The organism is Acinetobacter sp. 24-47-39 (assembly GCF_056783825.1).
Genome location: NZ_JBWYIP010000003.1, coordinates 93,597 through 115,422 on the forward strand (window position 1 = coordinate 93,597; position 21,826 = coordinate 115,422).

Consider the following 21,826-nt stretch of genomic DNA (forward strand, 5'->3'; position numbering starts at 1 on the left):
AGCCTAAATATTACTTTATAGTTAAATCCTATTTATTTGATGTATTTTTAGCATAAATATTCGCCTGAATCCATATATTTCCACGAATATATTGACCAATTTCGAAATTTTTATAATTCTCATCCTTAGTCGCGATACGAATAAGTGTAGCAGGTTGGTTTTCTTCCAAAATAAGTGTTACATCATAAAGTTGATAAAATTGATTGTTGAACTGCATTTGGGTCTTGCCAACAACTTTTCCTTGGAACCAGGCCTCATCTTCCTGACCCATGGTTTCACCGTATAAGTAAGCTACCATTTTCGAAAAATCGACCGTTACAGGTTCTTTATCGGCATCTGATTTAGGTTCCCAAGCATCGATCAGCTGCTGTAAATTATCTGGCGCTACACCATTGTGTTCACTCAAAATTTCATTTAAAGCACGATGGTGTTTAATTGAAGCTGGATCATCCACAACAATTTGTTCTTGATCAGCAACCTTTTCTAGCTCATAAGCCCACGCATTTAATTGGACTTTATAAGATTGATTTTTTTGGTATTGAATTTGGTTCACGCTGTATAAGCTATCAAAAGCATAAACCACACTATTATCACTGACTTTTAATTGTAACACTGCTTGCGTGTTGGACTTACAAGTAATGATACGTTCAATCGTTGCGTTTAACGTATAAGGACTATCAAAAGTTGGGAAGGCTGTTTTGACTGCTTTAGGTTTATTGTCTTCTACAGCAATAACTTGCACCAATTGGATAGGTTGTTGTTTAGGTCCTTGAATTAACCAAACATTCGGATCCATATCTTGTTCTTCAGTACAAATCCCCATCGGCATGACAGGTGCATTTAGTGCTTCACTCAACCATTTTGGAACCTGAACAGTCGGATCATCAGTTAACAGCGCCCAATGTTCTACATGGCTACCAAAGCTTTGATCTTCTATCGTAATAATTTCAGGTTTGTTTTGATTGTTCATATGCTCATTCTAAGATTGAGTGAATTACTTTATGTAATATCGAGGATAATTGATATTTTTCAAGTCTTGAATTGTTTTTTCTTTATGCAATCCAAAAGTTTAACGCGGTATAAATGAAAAAAAGAGCACCTAAGTGCTCTATGGGAATCATGAGTTAGAACTTGAATGTAACATCGGCAATAAACTGACGTCCAATTTCAGACTTCAATGTATTGCTGTTATCAGAAATGTTTTGACTGGTGTAAATATTGTGATGGTTCGTCAAATTATTGATCGTTAAACCAAATATTGCTTTTAAATCTTTGTTGATTTGCATGTCATATGTGCCTCGGAGATCCCATGTGAAGCGAGGGTCGATACGTTCAGTACCGTAAACTTCTAAACCATCTTTGTTGGGTTCTTTAAACTTATAAGTGTCTTTGTAAGATGATTTATAACTTAAAAAGTTGCTAATTTTAATCGGTGTATTTAAGAAATTAATATCCCAGCTTACTCGAGTCGTCCAAGGTTGTGCATAGTTCTCAACAGGTCGTTCATTAAATTTAATGAGTTTACCATTATAGATTACTTCACGATCTTCTGCTGTAGTTTGACTATTTATATTGAATGCATCGACATAGGTATTGTAGTTCTTTTTTATTTCATTATAGTCAAAAGCTAATCCAAAGTTGTGCTCACTATTTTTCAACTTCAGTGGGTGAATGTTATTGATTGCTAGGGTGTAGATGTCAGCGGTAGACTTCCCTATATTACTATAGCTAAAATAATCAATCGTGTTTTTAGTTCCTTCAACGACGTAACGGCTTTTGGTAATTTCATCTTTAGTATCGCGATTGATCCACTTGAGTCCAATATTCCAGTTTTTTATTTGACCATTCATACCAAAAACAATTTCGTCACTATATGGTGTGTCGAGTTCAGAGCGACGAATGTTGAGATTCGAAATTAGAATATCTGATAACCCAATTTGAACCCAATCTTCTTGTGGGCTATTTGTACGTTTTAAATTGTATTCGAGGTGTGCAACCTCATCTCGCAATTCAGTATTCAATGTATAGTTCGAATAGTAGCGATTCCAACCAGTTGTGAAGCTCAATAGTTCTGATTGGAATGGGCTGTATTTGAATGAAGTACGAGGAGCGAGATTGAAATTTTTTGATAGGGTTTCATAGTCAGCACGTAAACCTAAACGAGCAGAAAATTTATCCCATAACATTTGATTTTCAGCAAATAAATACACACTATTTTGATCAATATGAGTTGACCCTTTTTTATAATATTTACCATTACTTAAGAACTGACCTTGATCATTATTTTCGGCAGATGGTAAGTCGCATAGAATATCTTCAGCTAAACAAGTGTATTGAGCTGATTTAGAAAAAACTTTTGGTTGATTGTACATGTAAGAGTCATTAAGACGTTCCCAGGCTGCGCTTGTATGTGAGTAACCTAAGCCAAAACTAATATTATGTATGGCTTTTGCCCAATTTTTAGGGTCAAAGACATTTTTAGCGCTATATGAAAACACATTTTGTGATAGTTCAATATCACTGCTGGTTGCACCTTGTCCGGGATTGTTACTCCAGTTTTTGGTCGGTGTTTCTTTCCAAATAATACCTAAATTACTGTCATTTTTGCGAGCATTGCTCATGGTTTGGTAGCTTAGATTTTGAGTCAGTGACGAATTATCAAATTTAGAGGTGAGTTCACCAAATAGGGTAACCGTTTCAGTATGGGTAACACTGCCTGAATCTAAGCGCTTTGCAACATAGTTCGTACTGTCTAAATTGCCATAATCAAAGCCAAACTTAAATTTATTTTGAGGCGAAGGTGTATAGAACACGGTTGCACCAGTGTTAATGTTATGTCTTTTATTTTCCTGTTTTGTATCAATTGCTAGGCCGCTCAATACTGGTATTAATGAATGACGCGTAGAACCATATAGATTGACCCCCAAATTTTCCGATAGTTTACTGTAAATATTTGCGCTGATACCTTGTTTATTGAAGTCTTTTTGATTGGTTAAGGTTGGTTCTTGGAACTCATCTTGTTCTTCTTCATTCGCATAATGATATTTCGTCCAATTACTGCTAGTATAATCATATGTTAAAGAACCATGAATTTTACCAATCTCTGTATTAGGGGCACAGGTTTCGGCACGAATAACTCCCCCTGTAAATTCACCATATTCTGCAGAAATATTGCTATCTAATACCTCAAGACTACAGATTAAATCCGTATTAATTGCAATGCCTTGAGAACTGTCTGATAGTTTTCCATCATACGAGTCCCCACTTCCCATTGGATCAACGTTATTTGTAGAATTTACACCATTAATCATAAATTTATTACGGTAAGTTTGTGCGCCATTGATAGAGATTTCGGATGGTTTTAATTCAGCTTGTGATCCTGCAGCACGATAGTCATTACTAAATTGCACATTAGGATTTACTCTTAAAAAATCAGTAATGTTCTTAGAACTATTGGGTGTCTTGTCTAAGTCATCCTTCGTATAAAGGGTTTTCCCAACTTCTTGTTGCTCAGTTGCATTCGTTACAATTGTATTGAGTTTGATTGAATCATCATTAGCTGTTGAATTTATTTCTGTTTCATTTGCACAAACTGTAGTTGAGAGAATCGTAAGAATGGCTAAATTTAATTTTGAGCGTACAAATGACATGATTTAACATTGAGAGAATAAAAACGATAGCGATTATCATTTAATAATACTTATTTCACAATATTAATGAGAATAATTATCAATACTATATTCCGATTAACATAATATAAAAAAGCGATAGTTAAAAATTGGAACAAAAAGCCCCAATACTTTTCAATTAAGATCAATCCACAGGATGATCAAGATTTCTAAAATATTGGGGTATTTAAAGATTTTTACTCTGAAACGAGTGTTTCAAGTAAATGGGGCGCTAATTTATTTAAAATATAGCAGAATAATTCAGCTGTTTTCTGTGTGTCATACAAAGCAGAGTGGGCTTCTTTACCATCAAACTCGATGCCAGCTTGAATACATGATTTAGCCAAAACAGTTTGTCCGAACATCACAGCACTCAAAGTCACCGTATCAAAAACCGAGAAACTATGAAATGGATTTTGATTCTTAGTTCCAGTACGTGCAATTGCCGCTTTTAAAAAACCAAGATCAAAATGAGCATTGTGTCCAACTAGCACAGCATGTGTGCATTGTTGTTGTTTGCGTACCTCATTAATTGCTTTGAACATACGTTTAAGTGCAGACTTTTCATCTTCTGCCATCGCTACACGCATTGGATTAAAAGGATCAATGCCAATGAAGTCGAGTGAGCGACGATCTAAATTTGCACCTTCAAATGGATTGATGTGTGCATGATGCGCTTGACCAGGTACAAACTTTCCAGATTCGTCGTAAATGATTGGAATACATGCTATTTCAAGCAATGCATCGGTATCCGCATTAAAACCAGCTGTTTCCACGTCAACAACCACGGGTAGGAACCCGCGGAAGCGTTGACCGATGACAGGTAATGTTTCAGTGGTCACACTTTTCTCCATTGAATTGTTTTACCTGCATAAAGAGGAATGATCTGTTCGCCATCTAAATATTCAAGGCTTTCAGGAATCACTTGATCTTCTTTGATCAATGTAATGGTTTCAGTATTACGAGGTAAACCATAGAAATCCGCACCAAAGAATGAAGCGAAACCTTCAAGACGTTCAATTTTACCGACCTGATCGAATGCTTGAGCATACAATTCAATTGCAGTTGGAGCGCTATAGCATCCCGCACATCCACAGGCATTTTCTTTCGCATTTTTAGAATGCGGAGCGCTGTCAGTACCTAAGAAAAATTTAGGGTTGCCACTTGTTGCGACTTCTAACAAAGTTTGCTGATGTGTCTGGCGTTTTAAAATTGGCAAACAATAGAAATGCGGTTTAACACCACCAACCAACATGTCATTGCGATTGAATAACAAATGTTGTGGTGTAATCGTCGCTGCCACATTGCGATCTTGCTCAAGTACAAAATGTGCAGCTTCGCTTGTGGTGATATGTTCTAAAACTAATTTCAATTTTGGAAATTGTTTAAGCAGCGGTGCTAAAACTTCATCTAAGAAACGTTTTTCACGATCGAAAATATCAACATGATGATGTGTTACTTCGCCGTGGAGTAAGAGAGGAACCTGATGTTCTTCAAGTTGTTCAATGACGCTATACACTTTACGTATATCACTAACGCCATTATCAGAATTTGTGGTTGCTCCAGCAGGGTAAAGCTTAATTGCATTTACATATGGAGAGTTTTTAATTTTTTGTACTTCTTCAGGAGAAGTATGATCCGTAAAGTAGAGCACCATACGAGGATCGAATTTTACATTTTCAGGAACATGCGCCATGATTCTTTCACGATAAGCATGTGCTTCTTCCACAGTTTTTACAGGTGGAACTGTATTCGGCATACAGATTGCGCGATGAAATTGCTTCGCCAAATCAGGAACAGTACGTTGAAGTGCTAAACCATCTCTTAAATGAGCGTGCCAATCATCTGGCTGGATTAAAGTGATCGTATTCAAGGCAAGTCTTACTGAAAAAATAACATAGATGATAATCGATATTGCTTGAAATTGATAACGACAAAAGCCGAAAAAAGGGGTTTTACATCTATTTGTGCTGATTAATATGGAAATGAGGCATACGTTAGATGAATGAGTCATTATCCATCTAGGGAACAATGATAGATTTTAACGACCAAATAAAAAACCGCGCTCAAAGCGCGGTTTTTTTTAGGACTAAACTAAATCTTAGTTTTTGTCTTTAAGTTGTGGAACAGCAGAACCTGTACCGACAGCAAGTAAACCTGCACCAGTATAGATTCCTAACTTAGCGCGAGTATCTGTAATGTCTAGGTTACGCATGGTTAATTGACCAATACGATCCATTGGAGTGAATACAGAATCACCTTTTTCCATGGTTAAGCGTTCAGCTTCGTATGTAAGGTTCTCAGATTCAGTGTTCATAATAGTGTAATCGTTACCACGACGAAGTTCTAAAGTCACAGTACCTGTGATTGCTTTAGCAACCCAACGTTGAGCAGTTTCACGAAGCATAAGCGCTTGAGAGTCGAACCAACGACCTTGGTAAAGTAAACGACCTAAACGTAAACCGTTGATGCGGTACTGTTCAATGGTATCTTCGTTATGAATACCAGTTACAAGACGTTCGTAAGCAATGTGTAGAAGTGCCATACCTGGAGCTTCATAAATACCACGAGATTTCGCTTCGATGATACGGTTTTCGATTTGGTCAGACATACCTAGACCATGACGACCACCGATACGGTTCGCTTCAAGAATTAACTCAACTGGATCTTCAATACGTTGACCGTTAAGTGCAACAGGGAAGCCTTCTTCAAATGTGATTGAAACTTCTTCAGGTGCGATTTCAACGTCTTCTTTCCAGAAAGCAACACCCATAATTGGTTCAACGATTTTGATACCAGCATCAAGATACTCAAGATCTTTCGCTTCGTGAGTTGCACCAAGCATGTTTGAGTCTGTTGAGTATGCTTTTTCTTTTGACATTTTATAGTCAAAACCGTTATCGATGAGGAACTGTGACATTTCTGCACGGCCACCAAGTTCATCGATAAATGTTTGGTCTAACCAAGGTTTGTAAATTTTAAGTGCTGGGTTCGTTAATAGACCATAACGGTAGAAACGCTCAATGTCGTTACCTTTATAAGTAGATCCGTCACCCCAAATGTTGACGTCATCTTCTTTCATCGCGGTAACAAGCATTGTACCTGTGACTGCACGACCAAGTGGTGTTGTATTGAAGTAAGGTACACCACCTGTAGAGATATGGAATGCGCCACATTGAATTGCTGCAATACCTTCTAATGCAAGTTGTAAACGGCAATCCACTAAGCGTGCTTTAACAGCGCCATAAGCTTCAGCTTTCTTTGGAATAGCATCGTAATCATCTTCATCTGGCTGACCTAAGTTTGCTGTATACGCATAAGGTTCAGCACCTTTTTGTTTCATCCACAATAGAGCTGCAGAAGTATCAAGACCACCAGAGAAGGCAATACCAACTTTTTTGCCTACAGGTACATTCTGTAAGATAGTTGCATTATCAGACATTGTTCATCCTAACGATAGAATATAGGCACCTAGAAAATTGGTAACCTGAAAAATATATTTCTTCAATTGTAGCACTTTTCATTGGTAATTTTTTTTAAAAAAAGATACGTGGTGCAAAAATATTAGAATAAGTAGCAATATTTCGTCGAAACTCAGAAGTAATAGGTAGTGCTTAATCTAATTCATGATTTCTTCTTGAAAATAATACAGTGCATTTATGAAGATTTTTATGCATCAATTTATTTTATTGCAATTTTTCAAAGAGAACTTAGTGAAAAATATTTTTTATAAGTGATTGAATATTAATATCTAATTTCATGGTTGGTAATTTATTATAGAAAAAGACAAAAAATTGCCATAAACAGTTATGAAAAAAGAAGTATAGTTTTATGCAACAAGTTGCAAAGCCCATAAAATAAGGAATTGCCATGACAACTCGCTATGCAAATATATTAAAACCTCTTGATCTTGGTTTCACTACCCTCAAAAATCGTGTCGTGATGGGATCGATGCATACCGGTCTAGAAGATCGTTTTTATAACTATCCTAAATTAGCAGCATATTTTGGTGAGCGTGCTAAAGGGGGCGTAGGTCTCATCATTACAGGTGGTATTTCCCCTAACCGTCAGGGCTGGCTGCTTCCAGCTGGTGGCACAATGAATACCTTAGGTGATGTTGCCCCACACCGATTAGTGACACATGCAGTTCATAAACATGGTGCAAAAATTTTAATGCAAATTTTGCATTCAGGGCGTTATGGTTATCAACCTTTTGTGGTTTCTGCAAGCCCAATAAAATCGCCGATCTCACCATTCAAACCACGCCAAATGTCAGAAAAACAAATTTTGGATACGATTCAAGATTATGCGGCTACAGCAAGTATCGCGAAAAAAGCTGGCTATGATGGTGTTGAAATCATGGGATCAGAAGGCTATTTGCTGAACCAATTTATGAGTCGTCATGTCAATCAGCGTACAGACCAATGGGGCGGGGAAATAGAAAACCGTATGCGCTTTGCAGTTGAAATTGTTAAGGCAATTCGCGCGAAAGTTGGCGAAAAATTTATCATTTGTTTCCGTTTATCTATGCTTGATTTAGTTCATGACGGTAATACAATGAATGAAGTGATCACGGTGGCTAAAGCGCTAGAAGAAGCAGGTATCACATTATTGAATACAGGTATTGGTTGGCATGAAGCTCGTGTGCCAACAATTGTAACCTCTGTTCCTCGTGCGGCATTTGTAGATTATACCGCAGAGGTGAAAAAACATGTGTCTGTGCCTGTGATTGCATCCAACCGAATCAATATGCCTGAAACTGCCGAAGTTATTTTGGCTGAAGGTAAAGCCGACATGATTCAAATGGCTCGACCATTATTGGCAGATGCTTTCTGGGTGAATAAAACTGCGACTAATCGTGTTGATGAAATCAATACGTGTATTGCGTGTAATCAGGCTTGTTTGGATCATACTTTCAAAAATAAACGTGCAACATGTTTAGTGAATCCACGTGCAGCCTATGAAACTGAACTGGTTTATTTAAAAACCAAGAAGCCAAAAAAAGTAGCTGTTGTGGGTGGTGGTGTAGCTGGAATGTCGGCAGCGACCGTTGCTGCCAGTCGTGGTCATCAGGTTACTTTATTTGAAGCCACTAATGATGTAGGGGGACAATTCAACTTAGCGAAAGTTGTTCCTGGGAAAGAAGAGTTTCATGAAACCATTCGCTATTTTAAAGTCCAAATTGAGCGCACTGGGGTTGAACTTCGTTTAAATACTAAAGTTAATCGTGAACAGCTTGAGCGTGAAGGCTTTGATGAGGTGATTGTTGCGACAGGCGTTGTACCACGTGCATTGAAGATCGAAGGAAGTGATGCACCACAAGTTTTATCTTATGCAGAAGTATTAAGAGGTGCGCCTGTGGGTCAAAAGGTAGCAGTAATTGGTGCTGGTGGTATTGGATTTGATGTGTCAGAGTTTTTATTAAAACCTGAACATCAGCCACAGCCACAACCTTTGGCAGAATGGAAACGTGAGTGGGGAGTTGATCCTGATGTTCAGTATGTTTCTGAAGGTGGTTTACAACCTGCTGAAGTGGATCATCCAGTTCGCGAAATATATTTATTGCAACGTAAGACAACGCCTTTGGGTATAGGATTAGGTAAAACCTCTGGTTGGGTTCATCGCGCCCAATTAAAAAAACATCATGTGAAAATGTTGCGTGGCGTTCAATATAAATCAGTGAGTGATGAAGGTCTGTGGATCGAAGTTGGTGGGCATGATCAATTATTACGAGTCGATACTATCGTTGTTTGTGCAGGGCAGGAATCTGTTAAAGAGATTATGCCATCAGAGACTGAAACAACTTTAGCGAAATATCACATTATTGGTGGTGCAAAGCTTGCTGCTGAGCTTGACGCTAAGCGTGCGATTCGTGAAGGTGCTGAAATTGCAGCCAAAATTTAATAAATTTGAATCATTTGGTGAAACTATATTCACTTGAATGGTTTGATTGTAATTTTTACTTGTCATGATATGAAAAGCTTCGTATTATGGCGCACATGGAAGCGTGGCAGAGCGGTTTAATGCACCGGTCTTGAAAACCGACGAGGGTGTGAGTCCTCCGTGAGTTCGAATCTCACCGCTTCCGCCAAATTCAAAAGCCCTGACAGATGTCAGGGCTTTTTTTATGAGCGAAATAATATTGCCTCATTGCCTCATATTGAATATTTAGAATTATGACGGGATCATGACAGAATTTGTCTAAATCAAAAATTTCATAATATCGCTTTAATATATATAAATATTTTAAAAATTATTAATTTTATAGAGTAATTTAGCTAAATTTTTCAAAATTCATAGTTACAAAAAAATACATGAATAATTAATTAATAATAAATAAAGAGTTAAAGATAAATTTACAAATGTGAAATGGTTTTAATGAAAATGGCAAAATGTGACTTTATTTACACTTATTTTGTAATGTAATACCATGCTTTTGCAATTTTTTGCATATCAATCGACATTTTTTAAACATCCCACCATTCCCCGAATTAGAGTAAGACTAATGAAAAAAATCGCATTATTTTCAGCAGTTTTATTAGCTACGATTGCACAAGCAAATGCAGCTGATGGAACAATTACAATCAACGGTTTAGTTACAGATAAGACTTGTGACATTGTAACGCCACAAGGCAAAAACTTTACTGTGACTCTACCTACAGTTTCAAAACAAACGCTCGCTACAGCTGGTGAAGTCGCTGGTCGTACACCGTTCACGATCAATCTAAGTGATTGTTCAGAAGGTAAAGTCGCAACTTATTTCGAACCTGGTGCAACGGTCGATTTCAACACTGGTCGTTTAAATAACCAAGATGCTAATGGTGCTAAAAACGTACAAGTTCAATTGTTAGGAAGCAACAACCAACCTATTTTAGTTCAGCAGGCTGGTGCGAATGGTGCGCAAACTAACTCTCAGTGGGTTGATGTTGTCGATGGTGGAACTGCTGCACTTGACTACTATGCAGAATACTATGCGACTGGTGCTTCTACAGCAGGTCCTGTAACTACTTCAGTTCAATACACGATTATTTATCAATAATTTGTTTTGAAAATAGAGTTAAGTTATTGATTAACTTGGCTCTAATCAAATGTATTAAGTAGAGATCAATTGCATGCTAGGTTCATTTAAAAATATAACAATGATGTTGGGACTATTGGCTTCGACAAGTTTTGCTCATGCTGAAATCATTATTCATGGAACAAGAGCAATATACCCAGCAGATGCAAGAGAAATCACACTACAGGTCAGTAACAATGGTGATAAACCATCATTGGTACAAGCATGGATTGATGAGGGTGATCCAAAGAGTAAGCCTGAACAATCTAAAGCTCCATTCATTATTACACCGCCAATCTCGCGTGTTGATCCCACCAAGAGTCAATCGCTTCGAATCACGGCTTTGCCAAATGCAAAATCATTAAGTGGTGAACAAGAAACTGTGTTTTGGTTGAATGTTTTAGATATTCCGCCTAAACCTAAAGCCAATGCTCAAAGCACGGAACCAGATAACTTTTTACAACTGGCAATACGCTCAAGAATTAAATTATTTTATCGACCAACAAATTTGAAAGATAAGGTTGCAGAAGCTCCAGCAAAATTACAATGGAAGCAAGTAGGTAATCAACTCCAAGTGATTAATCCAACGGCTTATCACGTCACAATCACATCGATATTAAGTCAACAAACTAATGGGAAATTGGTGGATTTGATGAAAGAAGGGATCATGGTGAGCCCCAAATCAAGTGAAAATATAAATCTAAAGTCAGCTATCACTCATAGTAAGTTGAGTTTTACAACGATTAATGATTTTGGTGGGCGTATTCAGACAGATTTGAAATTAAATCCCTAAATTAATGAATCAATATTCCTATTAAATATTAATAGGTAGGCAAAAATATGCTGATCCGTAACCAAAAACAAGATGATGAAAAAAAACTTCCTACAATTATGATTGTTTTGGGGGCTATTACGTTCGGATTTACTTATTTAACGCCAGCACATGGTGAAGAGATTTCAAACGAATCATCAGCGGATGGTGTGGAATTTGACTCATCTTTTTTGATTGGTGAAAACGCACAATCAATTAATACAGATAGGTTTAAATTTGGAAATCCTATTTTGCCAGGTGAATATAATGTTGATGTTTACGTAAATGGTAACTGGTATCGTAAGCATCGAGTTGTATTCAAGAATGAATTAAATAATAAATCAGCAAATGCTTATACGTGTTTTGATGCAAAAACATTAATGCAGTTTGGTGTCAAAAAAGAGATTTTAAAATTTGAGCCATCTAATTCTACTTCGACATCTTGTCAGCGTATTGAAAATTGGGTGGAAAATGCATTTTATGAGTTTGATTCTGCTCGTTTAAGACTAGATATTTCTATCCCTCAAATTGCGATGCAACAAAATGCTCAGGGCTACATCGACCCAAGTGCTTGGGATCGAGGGATTAATGCTGGATTTATTTCATACAGTGCCTCAGGTTATAAAACAAAAAATTACTCTGAAACCAATCCTGAAATTAACAATGCCTTCATGTCTTTGGCAACTGGTGCAAATTTAGGTGGGTGGCAACTCCGTCATAATGGTCAATGGAAATGGTCTGATCACGAAGATCAGGGGCGTAATAAAAGTAGTTACGATGCAGTCACGACTTATGTACAACGTGCATTTCCCCAATATCGAGGTATGTTGACACTCGGTGATTATTTTACCAATGGTGAATTATTAGATTCTGTAGGTTATCGCGGTCTAGATTTCACAAGTGATGAACGGATGTTACCCAATAGCATGACGGGTTATGCGCCCCGAATTCGTGGTAATGCTCGTACGAATGCTAAAATCGAAATTAAACAACAAGGTCAAATTATTTATCAAACTACAGTTGCACCGGGTAGTTTTGAAATTAAAGATCTTTATCCCACTGGCTTTGGTGGTGAATTAGAAGTTTCAGTCATTGAATCTGACGGTCAAATTCAGCGCTTTTCTGTACCTTATGCATCAGTTGTACAAATGCTAAGACCTGGTATGAATCGTTATTCATTTACGATAGGTGAGTTTAGAGATAAGGATATTGATTTAGATCCATGGGTTGGTCAGGCAAAATATCAACATGGGATCAATAACTATATTACAGCCTATACAGGGCTACAATTTTCTGAAAATTATCAGGCATATTTAGTCGGTACAGCTTTTGCGACACCAATTGGTGCGATTGCAATTGATATCACGCAATCTGAAGCTAAGTTTGATCGAAGAAAAGATCAAACTGGACAAAGTTATCGTTTGAGTTACAGCAAGTTAATTAGCCCGACGAATACGAATTTAACTTTGGCTGCTTATCGTTATTCAACTGAAAACTTTTTGAAACTACGAGATGCCTTTTTAATCCAAGATCTGGATGAAAAGGGGGTAAGCTCAGGTCATGTTGGTAAGCAGAGAAGTGAGTTTACCATCACGTTAAACCAAGGATTACCAAATAATCTAGGCAATTTCTATGCTACAGGTTCTTGGAGTGATTATTGGAACACCAACCAAAAGTCTAAACAATATCAAGTTGGCTACAGTAATACTTATAATTTGCTGACGTATGGTTTATCTGCCATTAAACGAGAATTAGAAAATAATAATACGAATATGCGTAGCAGCGATACGGAGTATATGCTGACGCTTTCTTTGCCGCTCACATTTAAAAAGAGTGCTTTAAATCTAAGTTCAATTACCACGCAAGATCGTATTAATGTAGGTGCGAGTGGTACAGTGGGCGAAAAATTCAATTACGGATTTTCGACTTCCGCGGATTATGGCAATAATCCAAGTTTTAACACTAACGTACAATATCGAACAAATTATTCAACTCTTGGTGCGTCTTATAGTTTGGCGGATCAATATCAACAAATGTTAGTCACAGCCCGAGGCAATGTGGTTGTACACCGTGATGGCGTACATTTTGGACCAGATCAGGGGCAAACGATGGTCTTAGTCTATGCCCCTGAAGCCTCAGGTGCAAAAGTAAATAATTCGACAGGTTTAGAAATTAATAAATCTGGTTATGCGATTATTCCTTATGTCACACCATATCGTCTGAATGACATTAGCTTGAACCCTGAAGAGATGTCGACAGATGTAGAATTAATGGAAACAAGTCAAAGAATTGCACCTTATTCAGGCGCGATAACGAAAGTGAATTTTGCGACTAAATCAGGGAAGGCAATTTATATCAAAAGTGCGCTAAAAGATGGACAATCTTTACCATTTGCAGCAGAAGTATTCAATTCTAATCAAGAAAGCATTGGTTTAGTTGCTCAAGGTGGTTTGGTTTATGTCAGAACCGCAGCACTCAAAGATACTTTAAACATCGTTTGGGGTGATGAGCCAGATGATCGTTGCCAAATCCAATATGATGTCACTGCGCATCAGTCTGAAAATATGATTACGACAGAGGCACTATGTCAATGAAAACTAAGATTTTAATAGGTGCTGTTGTACTCTCAGGTTTTGCCATAACTTCTGTTCAAGCAGCTTGTACACCTCAAGCTAACTTTAGAACAGTTGATATTAGCATGGCTGTTGGCAGAGTCGTAGTCAGACCATCTGATCCAGTAGGCCGAGTTTTAACCAAAAAAACGTTTCCAATTTCACCGAATGGTTCAAGTATTCGGTGTGATCGAAATCCTGTAAATATTAATGCAAGACTGATTCAAAATGGTCAGTTGAGTCCCGCTGGGGATTCAGTTTATGAAACCAATATTCCAGGTATTGGGATTAGGCTTTATCGTGAAGCCGCAAATAATCAAAATTTTTCAGGTTATTATCCATACTCTCGTAGGTTAACGGCTAATACAACTTATAACTTAGATAATGGTTTTTTTGTTGTCGAAATTATCAAAACTGCAGTAAATTCGGGTTCAGGTGTAATAGCACCGGGACGTTATAGTACTTATTATGTAGAGGGCTATCCTCAGCAAGCTTTTTTAACCAGCACAGTATATGGTAATGCGATTACGATTGCTTCAAGTTCATGTGAGATCCAAGGAAATATCAATAAAACGGTGAATTTACCTACAGTAAATAAATCCGATTTTAAAGGTATAGGATCTACAGCGGGTGAGCAGGCATTTGATATGAATATATTATGTAATGGTGGAGATAATCCGACGAGTGTGACAGAAACAAACCGAATTAGCCTAAGCTTTGATTACACTTCAAATGGAAATAATTCAATCGTAAATGATGCAGCGTCAAATGTCAGAGCCAAAGGTGTAAATACACAATTAATTTCCAATTATCAAAATCAAAATAAAGTTATTACTCAAGGTGAGCAAATACAACTTGGCACCGTGAGCTCGAATCAAACGGTTCAATATAACTTGCCATTGAAAGCACGCTATATCCAAGTTGAAAACCAAGTAGAACCTGGTCGTGTGAGAGGTCAGGCAACGGTCACAATCCAATACCAATAATGATATGTAGTTCACATTAATAAAAAATATTTAATTTATAATATTGTTTTAACTATATTTTTATGTAAATTTAAAGATCGTATGCTTTATTGGGGAAAGGCAATGCGATCATTATTTATACTTATTCTAAATATGGTCATTTCGGTGCATGTCGTGCATGCTCAAAATATTGAATTTCAAGGTTCAGTCATTGAAAACTATAGCTGTTCTGAAAGTTCTTTAGAAAAATATTGTATTGAATTACATGAAATCACTCAGCAGTTAAAAGATCATCAAGTGACTCAAGAGGATCGTTTAAGTTTAGATCATTATGTGGTTCAAGTAAGCAATGTAAATGGGCAAGATAAGAAAATGATTTCAGTTTATTACCACTAATTAAACTCAAAAGCTTGCAATGGAATAATGCTCTTCCATAAGAAATCTACGTTGTCATCAATGAAGATGGATTAAGTTGGTATTGAGGATTAATCACCAAACTTATTTGGGATGACCAGTAACCTTTTCTTGGATTGATCATCTTCAACTATTCTGACTTCGGCATCTAAGTTATAAAGTTGATGAACTAATTGCTTTGTTAAAACATCTTCTGATTTACCTTGTGCAATGATTTGACCATCTTTCATGGCAACTAGAAAATCGGCACAGCGTGCAGCAGTGGCTAATTCATGTAGAACCATCACTATGGTTTTACCTTGTGAAGCTAGAGAGCGGACTAAATTTAAAATATCGGCTTGATGACCGATATCGAGCATACTAATTGGTTCATCTAAAAGAATTAAAGGGGTCTGTTGTGCGAGGACCATTGCGATCCATGCACGTTGACGTTGACCTCCTGATAGATTGCTTAAATTTTGATTTTTTAATTCGCTTAAATGGGTCGCAGACAAGGCATCATCAATCGCTTTTTGGTCTTCGATGTTCAGTCGTTTAAACCAACCTTGATGTGGAAAACGACCGAAGCGTACTAACTGCTCAACTGTCATGCCGTTGGGTGCAGTTACATGCTGTGGAAGTAATGCAAGTTGCTTAGCGAGCAACTTTTTACTGAGTAAATTCAGTTGATTTTTTTCCCAAATGACTTGGCCTTGATCATATGGATGAATTTGAGCAATACATTTTAACAAGGTCGATTTTCCACAGCCATTTGGACCAATGAGGACGATGACTTGACCCTGCTGAAATTCAGCATTGATACCCTTCAAAACTTGATGATGATTATATCCAGCACTTAATTGATTGATGATTAAACTCATGTACGACTCATACTTCTAGAATGACGATATAACAACCACAACAACAGTGGACCACCAACCATGCCGCTAATAATGCCTGCGGGAATTTCGACAGGGGCAAGCAAATTTTTTCCAAGTAAATCGGCACATAAAACCATTAATGCACCAATACACATGGTTGGGAAAATCGGAAATAAATGATGAGGAAATGATTTAAATGCGATGATTGGTGCAGCAATAGCCACGAATCCAATGGGGCCCGCAATACTGACAGCGGTCCCAGCGAGAAACGCAGCAATAATAATGAGCATCAGTCTAATTTTAGATAAGGGTTCTCCTAGACTATCAATGACAGAATCAGGGAGAACCATTGCACTAAATAGTCGCCGCCACAGCACAATAATACTGACAAGCAGCATGATAAAAATCGAAGTTGGTAGCAAGATGCTGTAGCTTCGACCAATCAAACTACCACTACTAAAAATTAAAATATTACTGGTGTGCATTACTGGCAGTGTCGCAAGGATAAGGTCAAAACTGGCTTTCATGAGTGTTGCAATTCCGACCCCGATGACCAAAATACGATACCCCTGTGTTCCTACGCCGCCTGAAGCAATTAAAATAAAAAAAACACAGAAGATCGCACCCATTAATGCTTGCCACCATTGACCTAACATACTAGAACTTGAGAGGAGAATGGTGAATGCCAAAGCAAGCACTGCACTGTCACTGATACCAAAAACATCTGGGCTCGCAAGAGGATTTTTGGTGATAATTTGAAGAATGAGACCAGATAAGGCGAGTGCAGCGCCAATCAATAAGGCTGCCAAAAGTCGTGGTAATCTAATCTTTTCAACGAGAAGTTGATGTGCAGCTGACGCATTGCCTGTAAATACATTCCATAGCGTATTCAAATTTAATGTGATTTCACCGTACATCAGGCTAAATAAACTAAGTGATATCAGTAGAATCGCAATGATTATCCAAGCCTTTATCATTGATTTTTGTTTTAAACGACTCAACAGAGAAGACATATTATTTCTCCGCCTGAATGATATTTTGTAAGTTATTTTGACGCACCATCCATATCAAAATAGGTGCACCTAATAAGGCTAAAAGAATACTGACAGGGGCTTCGAAAGGTTGCACGACTGCACGTGCAATGATATCCGCCATCAGCAACAACAACATGCCAAATAGTCCACTATAGATGAGCTGTTTCTGAATACTCTGAGCACCAATAGCTCGTGCAAAGTAAGGTGCAATCAAGCCTAAAAAGGCAATTGGTCCTGTTAATGCAACGGCACTTCCAGTTAATAAAACCACAGCTAAAATGCAGAATGCATCAAGTAGTTTCGTATTTAAGCCTAAGCTATTCGCCAGTTGATCACCAACTAAGCTAAGACCTAGAGGGCGTATCACCAATATAGCGATGATGAGTCCGATCGCCATTAAAATCAGTGCAAGACTGAGATATTGAATATCAACGCGATTGAGCGAACCTAAAACCCAAAAACGATAGTCGTCTAAGCCATTTTGGAAACTCAGAAGAATGGCAGCCATAAAACCTTGGAATGTACTGGTGATTGCCAGTCCAGCTAAGACTAAACGTGTAAGTGAGCTTTGATCTGTCATTTGACGAGGGCTGATGGCAAAGACCAATAATGCACTCACTAAAGCCCCAATCACCGCCCAAAAAAATAGTCCGAAGGTATCCATTTGAAGAACAATGGCCAAAACAATGGCAAGAGATGCACCACTATTAATTCCGATTAATCCACTATCAGCCAAAGGGTTTTTAAGCAAGTTCTGAAGGATGACGCCTGAGATCGCTAAAGCTAATCCGACACTCACCGCCGCAATAGTGCGTGGTATTCTAATTTCCAATAGGGGAGTAATTGGTTCTAAGGACCATTGACTGAGTGCCTGAAGAATAAGTTGCAAACTGTCTGTAAAGTAGGGCTGACCAGCGCCGTAAGCGATCGATAAAACAGTGCAACATAAAATAATCAAGCTAAGCACGATTCCCATCAGCGGGAATCGGTCAAGTACAGTTGTAGCATTCGTCAGCATGTTAATTATGGAGATGCTTCAATACATCATCAATGGCATGTCGAGCAGCATGTGGTCCACCTATGCCAGTCCACATAGATGCATCAACCACGAAATAATGCTTGTTTTTTGCAGCATTAAGACGTTGGAATTCTGGTAATTTTTCTAGTTCTGCCAGTTGCTTTTCCGCGTTTAGATGACTGCCAATGATGAGCCAGTCTGCATCAATTTGATCAAAACGTTCTCGACTGATTGGAGGGGTATGGCTTGCACCTGGTTGTTGCTGATGTTGAGGTCGTGTTAAGCCAATATCTTTTAAAACTTGGCTCGCAAATGAATCATTTAACATATACACAGGTCCATTGGCTGTCCAACGAATGACACTGACTGATTGACCTTGTTGAGCATGTAATTTCTGTTGAGCTTCTTGCGCATATTGATCGTACGCTTCTAGAGCTTTTTGGGCTTGTTGTTCTTTATTTAATAAATGAGCTACCTTTTTGAAACTGTCTTTCCATGGCTCGCCGCGTGCAAAACTGACTGCAGTGGGTGCAATTTGCTGCAATTGATTAATCATTTGTGTATCAATCATGCTTCCAGCAATAATTAAGTCAGGTTGTAACGTAAGAATTTGTTCCATGCTCGGTTGTCCAAAGTTACCGACGGAGGCGATCTGTTGTGTTTCATTTTTGAGGTAATCTGGAAAATTACTTTGACCTCGAACATAACTACTGCCTATAGGTTTTATTCCAAGCGCAATAGCACTATCCAAATCAAGTTCACTTAAAACCACAACACGTTGTGGCTGAACAGGAATCGTAACTTGACGACCTAAAGCATCTTCAATTTGTCGTGTCGTATTTATTTGAGATTCAGCCGTTGCTTTACTGTCTCGTGAAGAAGGTTCATTCGACTGAGAGCATGCTGTAAAGAGAGTGATAGCACTCAACATAATTGCAATTTTATATTTCATATCTTTCTACATATTTCATTAAAATAATTCTATTCACTTATTCAATGGCATCCATTACTTGATGGCGTTCCTCATGATAAGCCTCTTCGTTGTGACCTTGCTTCCAATAAGGCACAGCATATAAATTACTTTTGGGTAGCTGGAAGTTTTGTCTTAGTATTTTACGAAGTTCAACCACCGTTGAATTTTCACCCGCCAGTGATACTGAAATATCTTTATTTTTCCAGTCTAAGTTTTGCAAAGAATCACGGATGTTATTATTCAATTCATGAGGGCCTTTGCACCAATGAACCTTAATGTGTTCAGGCTTATTCAGATGTATTTGGTCTGAATCATCTTCGATCTCGATCCAAACTTCACCATGAGCGTCTTTTGGTAATTGTTCAAGAGAGGCAGCGATCATCGGAATTGCTGAAAGATCTCCAACAAAAATCCAATATTCTGCATCGATTTTAAAACGTGCTGGTCCTCCTGGACCGGCTAGACCTAACAGATCACCTGGACTCGCATGCTTTGCCCAATCAGCCGCTATACCAAAATCTTCATGTCTTACAAAATCGATGACTAAAAGTTGCTGTTCTTCATCGAAATCTCGAACAGTATATGTCCGTGTAATTGGTTTCTTTCCATTTGGCCACGTAATTTTGCCTAAAGAATTTCGAAACGGGAGGTCAGGGGCTTGTTGATCAGGGTTCGGAAAAAACAATTTGATGTGCGCACCACTATCACATTTTGCATAACCTGTGAAATCTTCACTTTTAAACTTAATACGCTGTAAATGAGTGGAAATTTGTTCTGTTGAATGGACAGAAATATGTCGAGCTAGAGGAGGAGATTGTGTCGTCATTATTTAATCTTCTGTACTTATCAATGGAGTGAAGATCGTCGATACAGTAATACGTGCGTCAGTCGACAGATTTGAATGGTTATTAATCTAAATCAAACAAATTAAATTTGCAAATGATAATCATTATATTTAATAATCTTTTTGTGCCAAAGTGTAATCACAAAATATGTAGGTTAAAATATTTTGTAAAGCTTTGATTTTATAATGAAAATTAAATATATGCGGTTGTCTTATGCAAATCAATGAATCCCATGATCTATTAACTCGTGCACAACACAGTATGTGGAAAGGCCATCATTATCATGGCAGTTATCCTTTTCATACGGCGGAGTGGTTGGTTATTGAGGGACCATTAGATCGAGAGCTTTTTCAAAAAGCAGTTTATCTCACATTAAAGGAAGCTAAATCGCTTCATTGGCGAGCTTTAGTTCAGGGCGAACACGTCTATCGAGTAGATGATGTGACGATACGGAAACCTAGCTTCGTTGATTTATCTCAGCTTGATGAGGAGGAAATTTTAGCGTGGGCTGAAAAAGAAGTAGAACCAGCATTTAATTTAGAATCGGGTCATTTATATGACTATGTGTTTGCACACTTAGGTGAGCAAAAGTATGGATTATTTTTTAAAGCGCATCACGTTGCATTAGATGGCTACGCTTACGGACTGATGATTAGCCGATTTATTGATTATTATCAATCTCTCAAAAATGGTACTGAATTAAAAATTAAAGGGTTCGATCATTATGAAAAGTTTATTGCAGAAGAACAGCGCTACCTTCACTCTGAAAAAGCTGAAAAAGATTTAGACTTTTGGAAGGCTAATTTTTCGTATGAGAAAGCTCCTAAGAAACGACTTAAACGAAAATTAAAAGAACCATTTTCACAAGGGCCACGTTATGAAGAGGTAATTGATTGGCCTACACAGCTACAATTAAATGCATTAGCAACTGAATTAAAATTGCCCAGTGCTCTTATCGTCATGGCAGTGATGATGAGTTATTTAATAAAACAGTCTAAAGATCCTCAACAATGCTTTGGGGTACCTTTTATGTCTCGGTTGGGTACTTCATCTATGCGTATACCGTGCTTAGTCATGAATATCCTGCCATTAAGGTTGGGCATTATGGGACAGGAAAACTTAAAAGAAATCATTTTATTATTAACGAAAAGGTTTGCCGAAATTCGACCGCATCAGCAAAGCTATTTTGAGCAAATGCGATTTGTATTAGAAGATTTTGATCCCTATGAAAATATCTTATTTGGACCTATTGTGAATTGGATTCCTTATCCTTTACCTGAACATTTCGAAGGGTGTAAGTTAACAAAAACAACCATATCCGCTGGCCCAATTGAAGACTTTGATACAGCGATTACCAATAAGTTTGTTGATGGTATCGAACGATTGTATCTCGCTGTTGACGGACATAAAGAACTCTATGATGTGCCGAGTCTTAAAACTTATTGGTATGATTTCATGGAGATGATGAAAACTTGGTTAGCTCAACCAGAACTTGTTTTTGAACAACTTCAAATTCATAAACCACTGCCAGAATAGTCTGGCAGCTTATGCTGTGAATGGGCAATAGGG

Annotated in this window: 17 protein-coding genes and 1 tRNA gene; 8 read left to right on the plus strand and 10 right to left on the minus strand. The window is 37.7% G+C overall.

From position 1 onward, the window contains the following. Positions 1 to 28 precede the first annotated feature (28 nt). From AC1M9C_RS04425 to argG, 5 genes are all read right to left on the minus strand, one after another. A complete protein-coding gene (locus AC1M9C_RS04425) occupies positions 29 to 970 on the minus strand; it encodes a hypothetical protein (RefSeq protein ID WP_481586594.1) in 942 nt (313 codons plus the stop codon). A 154-nt stretch (positions 971 to 1,124) separates the two neighbouring features. Next, positions 1,125 to 3,650 (minus strand): TonB-dependent receptor plug domain-containing protein, encoded by a 2,526-nt coding sequence (locus AC1M9C_RS04430; protein WP_481953271.1) that lies wholly within the window; start codon positions 3,648 to 3,650, stop codon positions 1,125 to 1,127. Between the two features lie 215 nt (positions 3,651 to 3,865). Next, on the minus strand, positions 3,866 to 4,522 hold the full coding sequence (rnt, locus tag AC1M9C_RS04435) for a ribonuclease T (RefSeq protein WP_035266446.1): 657 nt from the start codon (positions 4,520 to 4,522) through the stop codon (positions 3,866 to 3,868). Beyond that, complete coding sequence (pyrC, locus tag AC1M9C_RS04440) at positions 4,507 to 5,541, minus strand: dihydroorotase (RefSeq protein WP_035266516.1); 1,035 nt, start codon at positions 5,539 to 5,541, stop codon at positions 4,507 to 4,509. The genes rnt and pyrC overlap by 16 nt, the downstream gene beginning before the upstream one ends. Positions 5,542 to 5,769: 228 nt before the next feature. After that, entirely contained in the window at positions 5,770 to 7,110 is a 1,341-nt protein-coding gene (argG, locus tag AC1M9C_RS04445; protein WP_092765981.1) for an argininosuccinate synthase, read from the minus strand. Between the two features lie 428 nt (positions 7,111 to 7,538). Between argG and AC1M9C_RS04450 the strand changes: the two genes are divergently transcribed. The 7 genes from AC1M9C_RS04450 (at position 7,539) to AC1M9C_RS04480 (ending at position 15,509) form a co-directional block, all read left to right on the plus strand. Continuing rightward, positions 7,539 to 9,572, plus strand: a complete 2,034-nt coding sequence (locus tag AC1M9C_RS04450; protein WP_035266448.1) for an NADPH-dependent 2,4-dienoyl-CoA reductase — start codon at positions 7,539 to 7,541, stop codon at positions 9,570 to 9,572. A 97-nt stretch (positions 9,573 to 9,669) separates the two neighbouring features. Then, positions 9,670 to 9,759, plus strand: a tRNA-Ser gene (locus AC1M9C_RS04455). A 414-nt stretch (positions 9,760 to 10,173) separates the two neighbouring features. Next, positions 10,174 to 10,707 (plus strand): fimbrial protein, encoded by a 534-nt coding sequence (locus AC1M9C_RS04460; protein WP_035266450.1) that lies wholly within the window; start codon positions 10,174 to 10,176, stop codon positions 10,705 to 10,707. Between the two features lie 73 nt (positions 10,708 to 10,780). Beyond that, positions 10,781 to 11,518 carry a fimbrial biogenesis chaperone gene (locus AC1M9C_RS04465; protein ID WP_051586549.1) on the plus strand — a complete coding sequence of 246 codons (738 nt, stop codon included), beginning with the start codon at positions 10,781 to 10,783 and terminating at the stop codon, positions 11,516 to 11,518. A gap of 98 nt (positions 11,519 to 11,616) precedes the next feature. Continuing rightward, the gene (locus AC1M9C_RS04470; protein ID WP_481953322.1) at positions 11,617 to 14,130 is read left to right on the plus strand and encodes a fimbria/pilus outer membrane usher protein; all 2,514 of its coding nucleotides are present in this window, start codon (positions 11,617 to 11,619) and stop codon (positions 14,128 to 14,130) included. Further along, positions 14,127 to 15,134, plus strand: a complete 1,008-nt coding sequence (locus tag AC1M9C_RS04475; protein ID WP_035266523.1) for a fimbrial protein — start codon at positions 14,127 to 14,129, stop codon at positions 15,132 to 15,134. The genes AC1M9C_RS04470 and AC1M9C_RS04475 overlap by 4 nt, the downstream gene beginning before the upstream one ends. 102 nt (positions 15,135 to 15,236) lie before the next feature. Continuing rightward, complete coding sequence (locus AC1M9C_RS04480; protein WP_155756966.1) at positions 15,237 to 15,509, plus strand: hypothetical protein; 273 nt, start codon at positions 15,237 to 15,239, stop codon at positions 15,507 to 15,509. Positions 15,510 to 15,598: 89 nt separating this feature from the next. Here the strand turns inward: AC1M9C_RS04480 and AC1M9C_RS04485 are convergent, their stop codons facing one another. Genes AC1M9C_RS04485 through AC1M9C_RS04505 form a run of 5 tightly spaced genes read right to left on the minus strand, consistent with a single transcriptional unit; the run spans position 15,599 to position 20,238 of the window. Continuing rightward, a complete protein-coding gene (locus tag AC1M9C_RS04485; RefSeq protein ID WP_051586550.1) occupies positions 15,599 to 16,387 on the minus strand; it encodes an ABC transporter ATP-binding protein in 789 nt (262 codons plus the stop codon). Further along, positions 16,384 to 17,400 (minus strand): FecCD family ABC transporter permease, encoded by a 1,017-nt coding sequence (locus AC1M9C_RS04490; RefSeq protein ID WP_481586597.1) that lies wholly within the window; start codon positions 17,398 to 17,400, stop codon positions 16,384 to 16,386. Before AC1M9C_RS04490 ends, AC1M9C_RS04485 begins: the two co-directional genes overlap by 4 nt. A gap of 1 nt (position 17,401) precedes the next feature. Further along, positions 17,402 to 18,439: a FecCD family ABC transporter permease gene (locus AC1M9C_RS04495; protein WP_051586551.1), complete on the minus strand. Its 1,038-nt coding sequence runs from the start codon at positions 18,437 to 18,439 to the stop codon at positions 17,402 to 17,404. Position 18,440: 1 nt separating this feature from the next. Continuing rightward, positions 18,441 to 19,391 (minus strand): ABC transporter substrate-binding protein, encoded by a 951-nt coding sequence (locus AC1M9C_RS04500; protein WP_051586552.1) that lies wholly within the window; start codon positions 19,389 to 19,391, stop codon positions 18,441 to 18,443. Positions 19,392 to 19,428: 37 nt separating this feature from the next. Beyond that, the gene (locus AC1M9C_RS04505) at positions 19,429 to 20,238 is read right to left on the minus strand and encodes a siderophore-interacting protein (RefSeq protein ID WP_481953272.1); all 810 of its coding nucleotides are present in this window, start codon (positions 20,236 to 20,238) and stop codon (positions 19,429 to 19,431) included. A gap of 232 nt (positions 20,239 to 20,470) precedes the next feature. Here AC1M9C_RS04505 and AC1M9C_RS04510 point away from each other — a divergent pair, with 232 nt between their 5' ends. Beyond that, the gene (locus AC1M9C_RS04510; protein ID WP_481953273.1) at positions 20,471 to 21,793 is read left to right on the plus strand and encodes a condensation domain-containing protein; all 1,323 of its coding nucleotides are present in this window, start codon (positions 20,471 to 20,473) and stop codon (positions 21,791 to 21,793) included. Positions 21,794 to 21,826 lie beyond the last annotated feature (33 nt).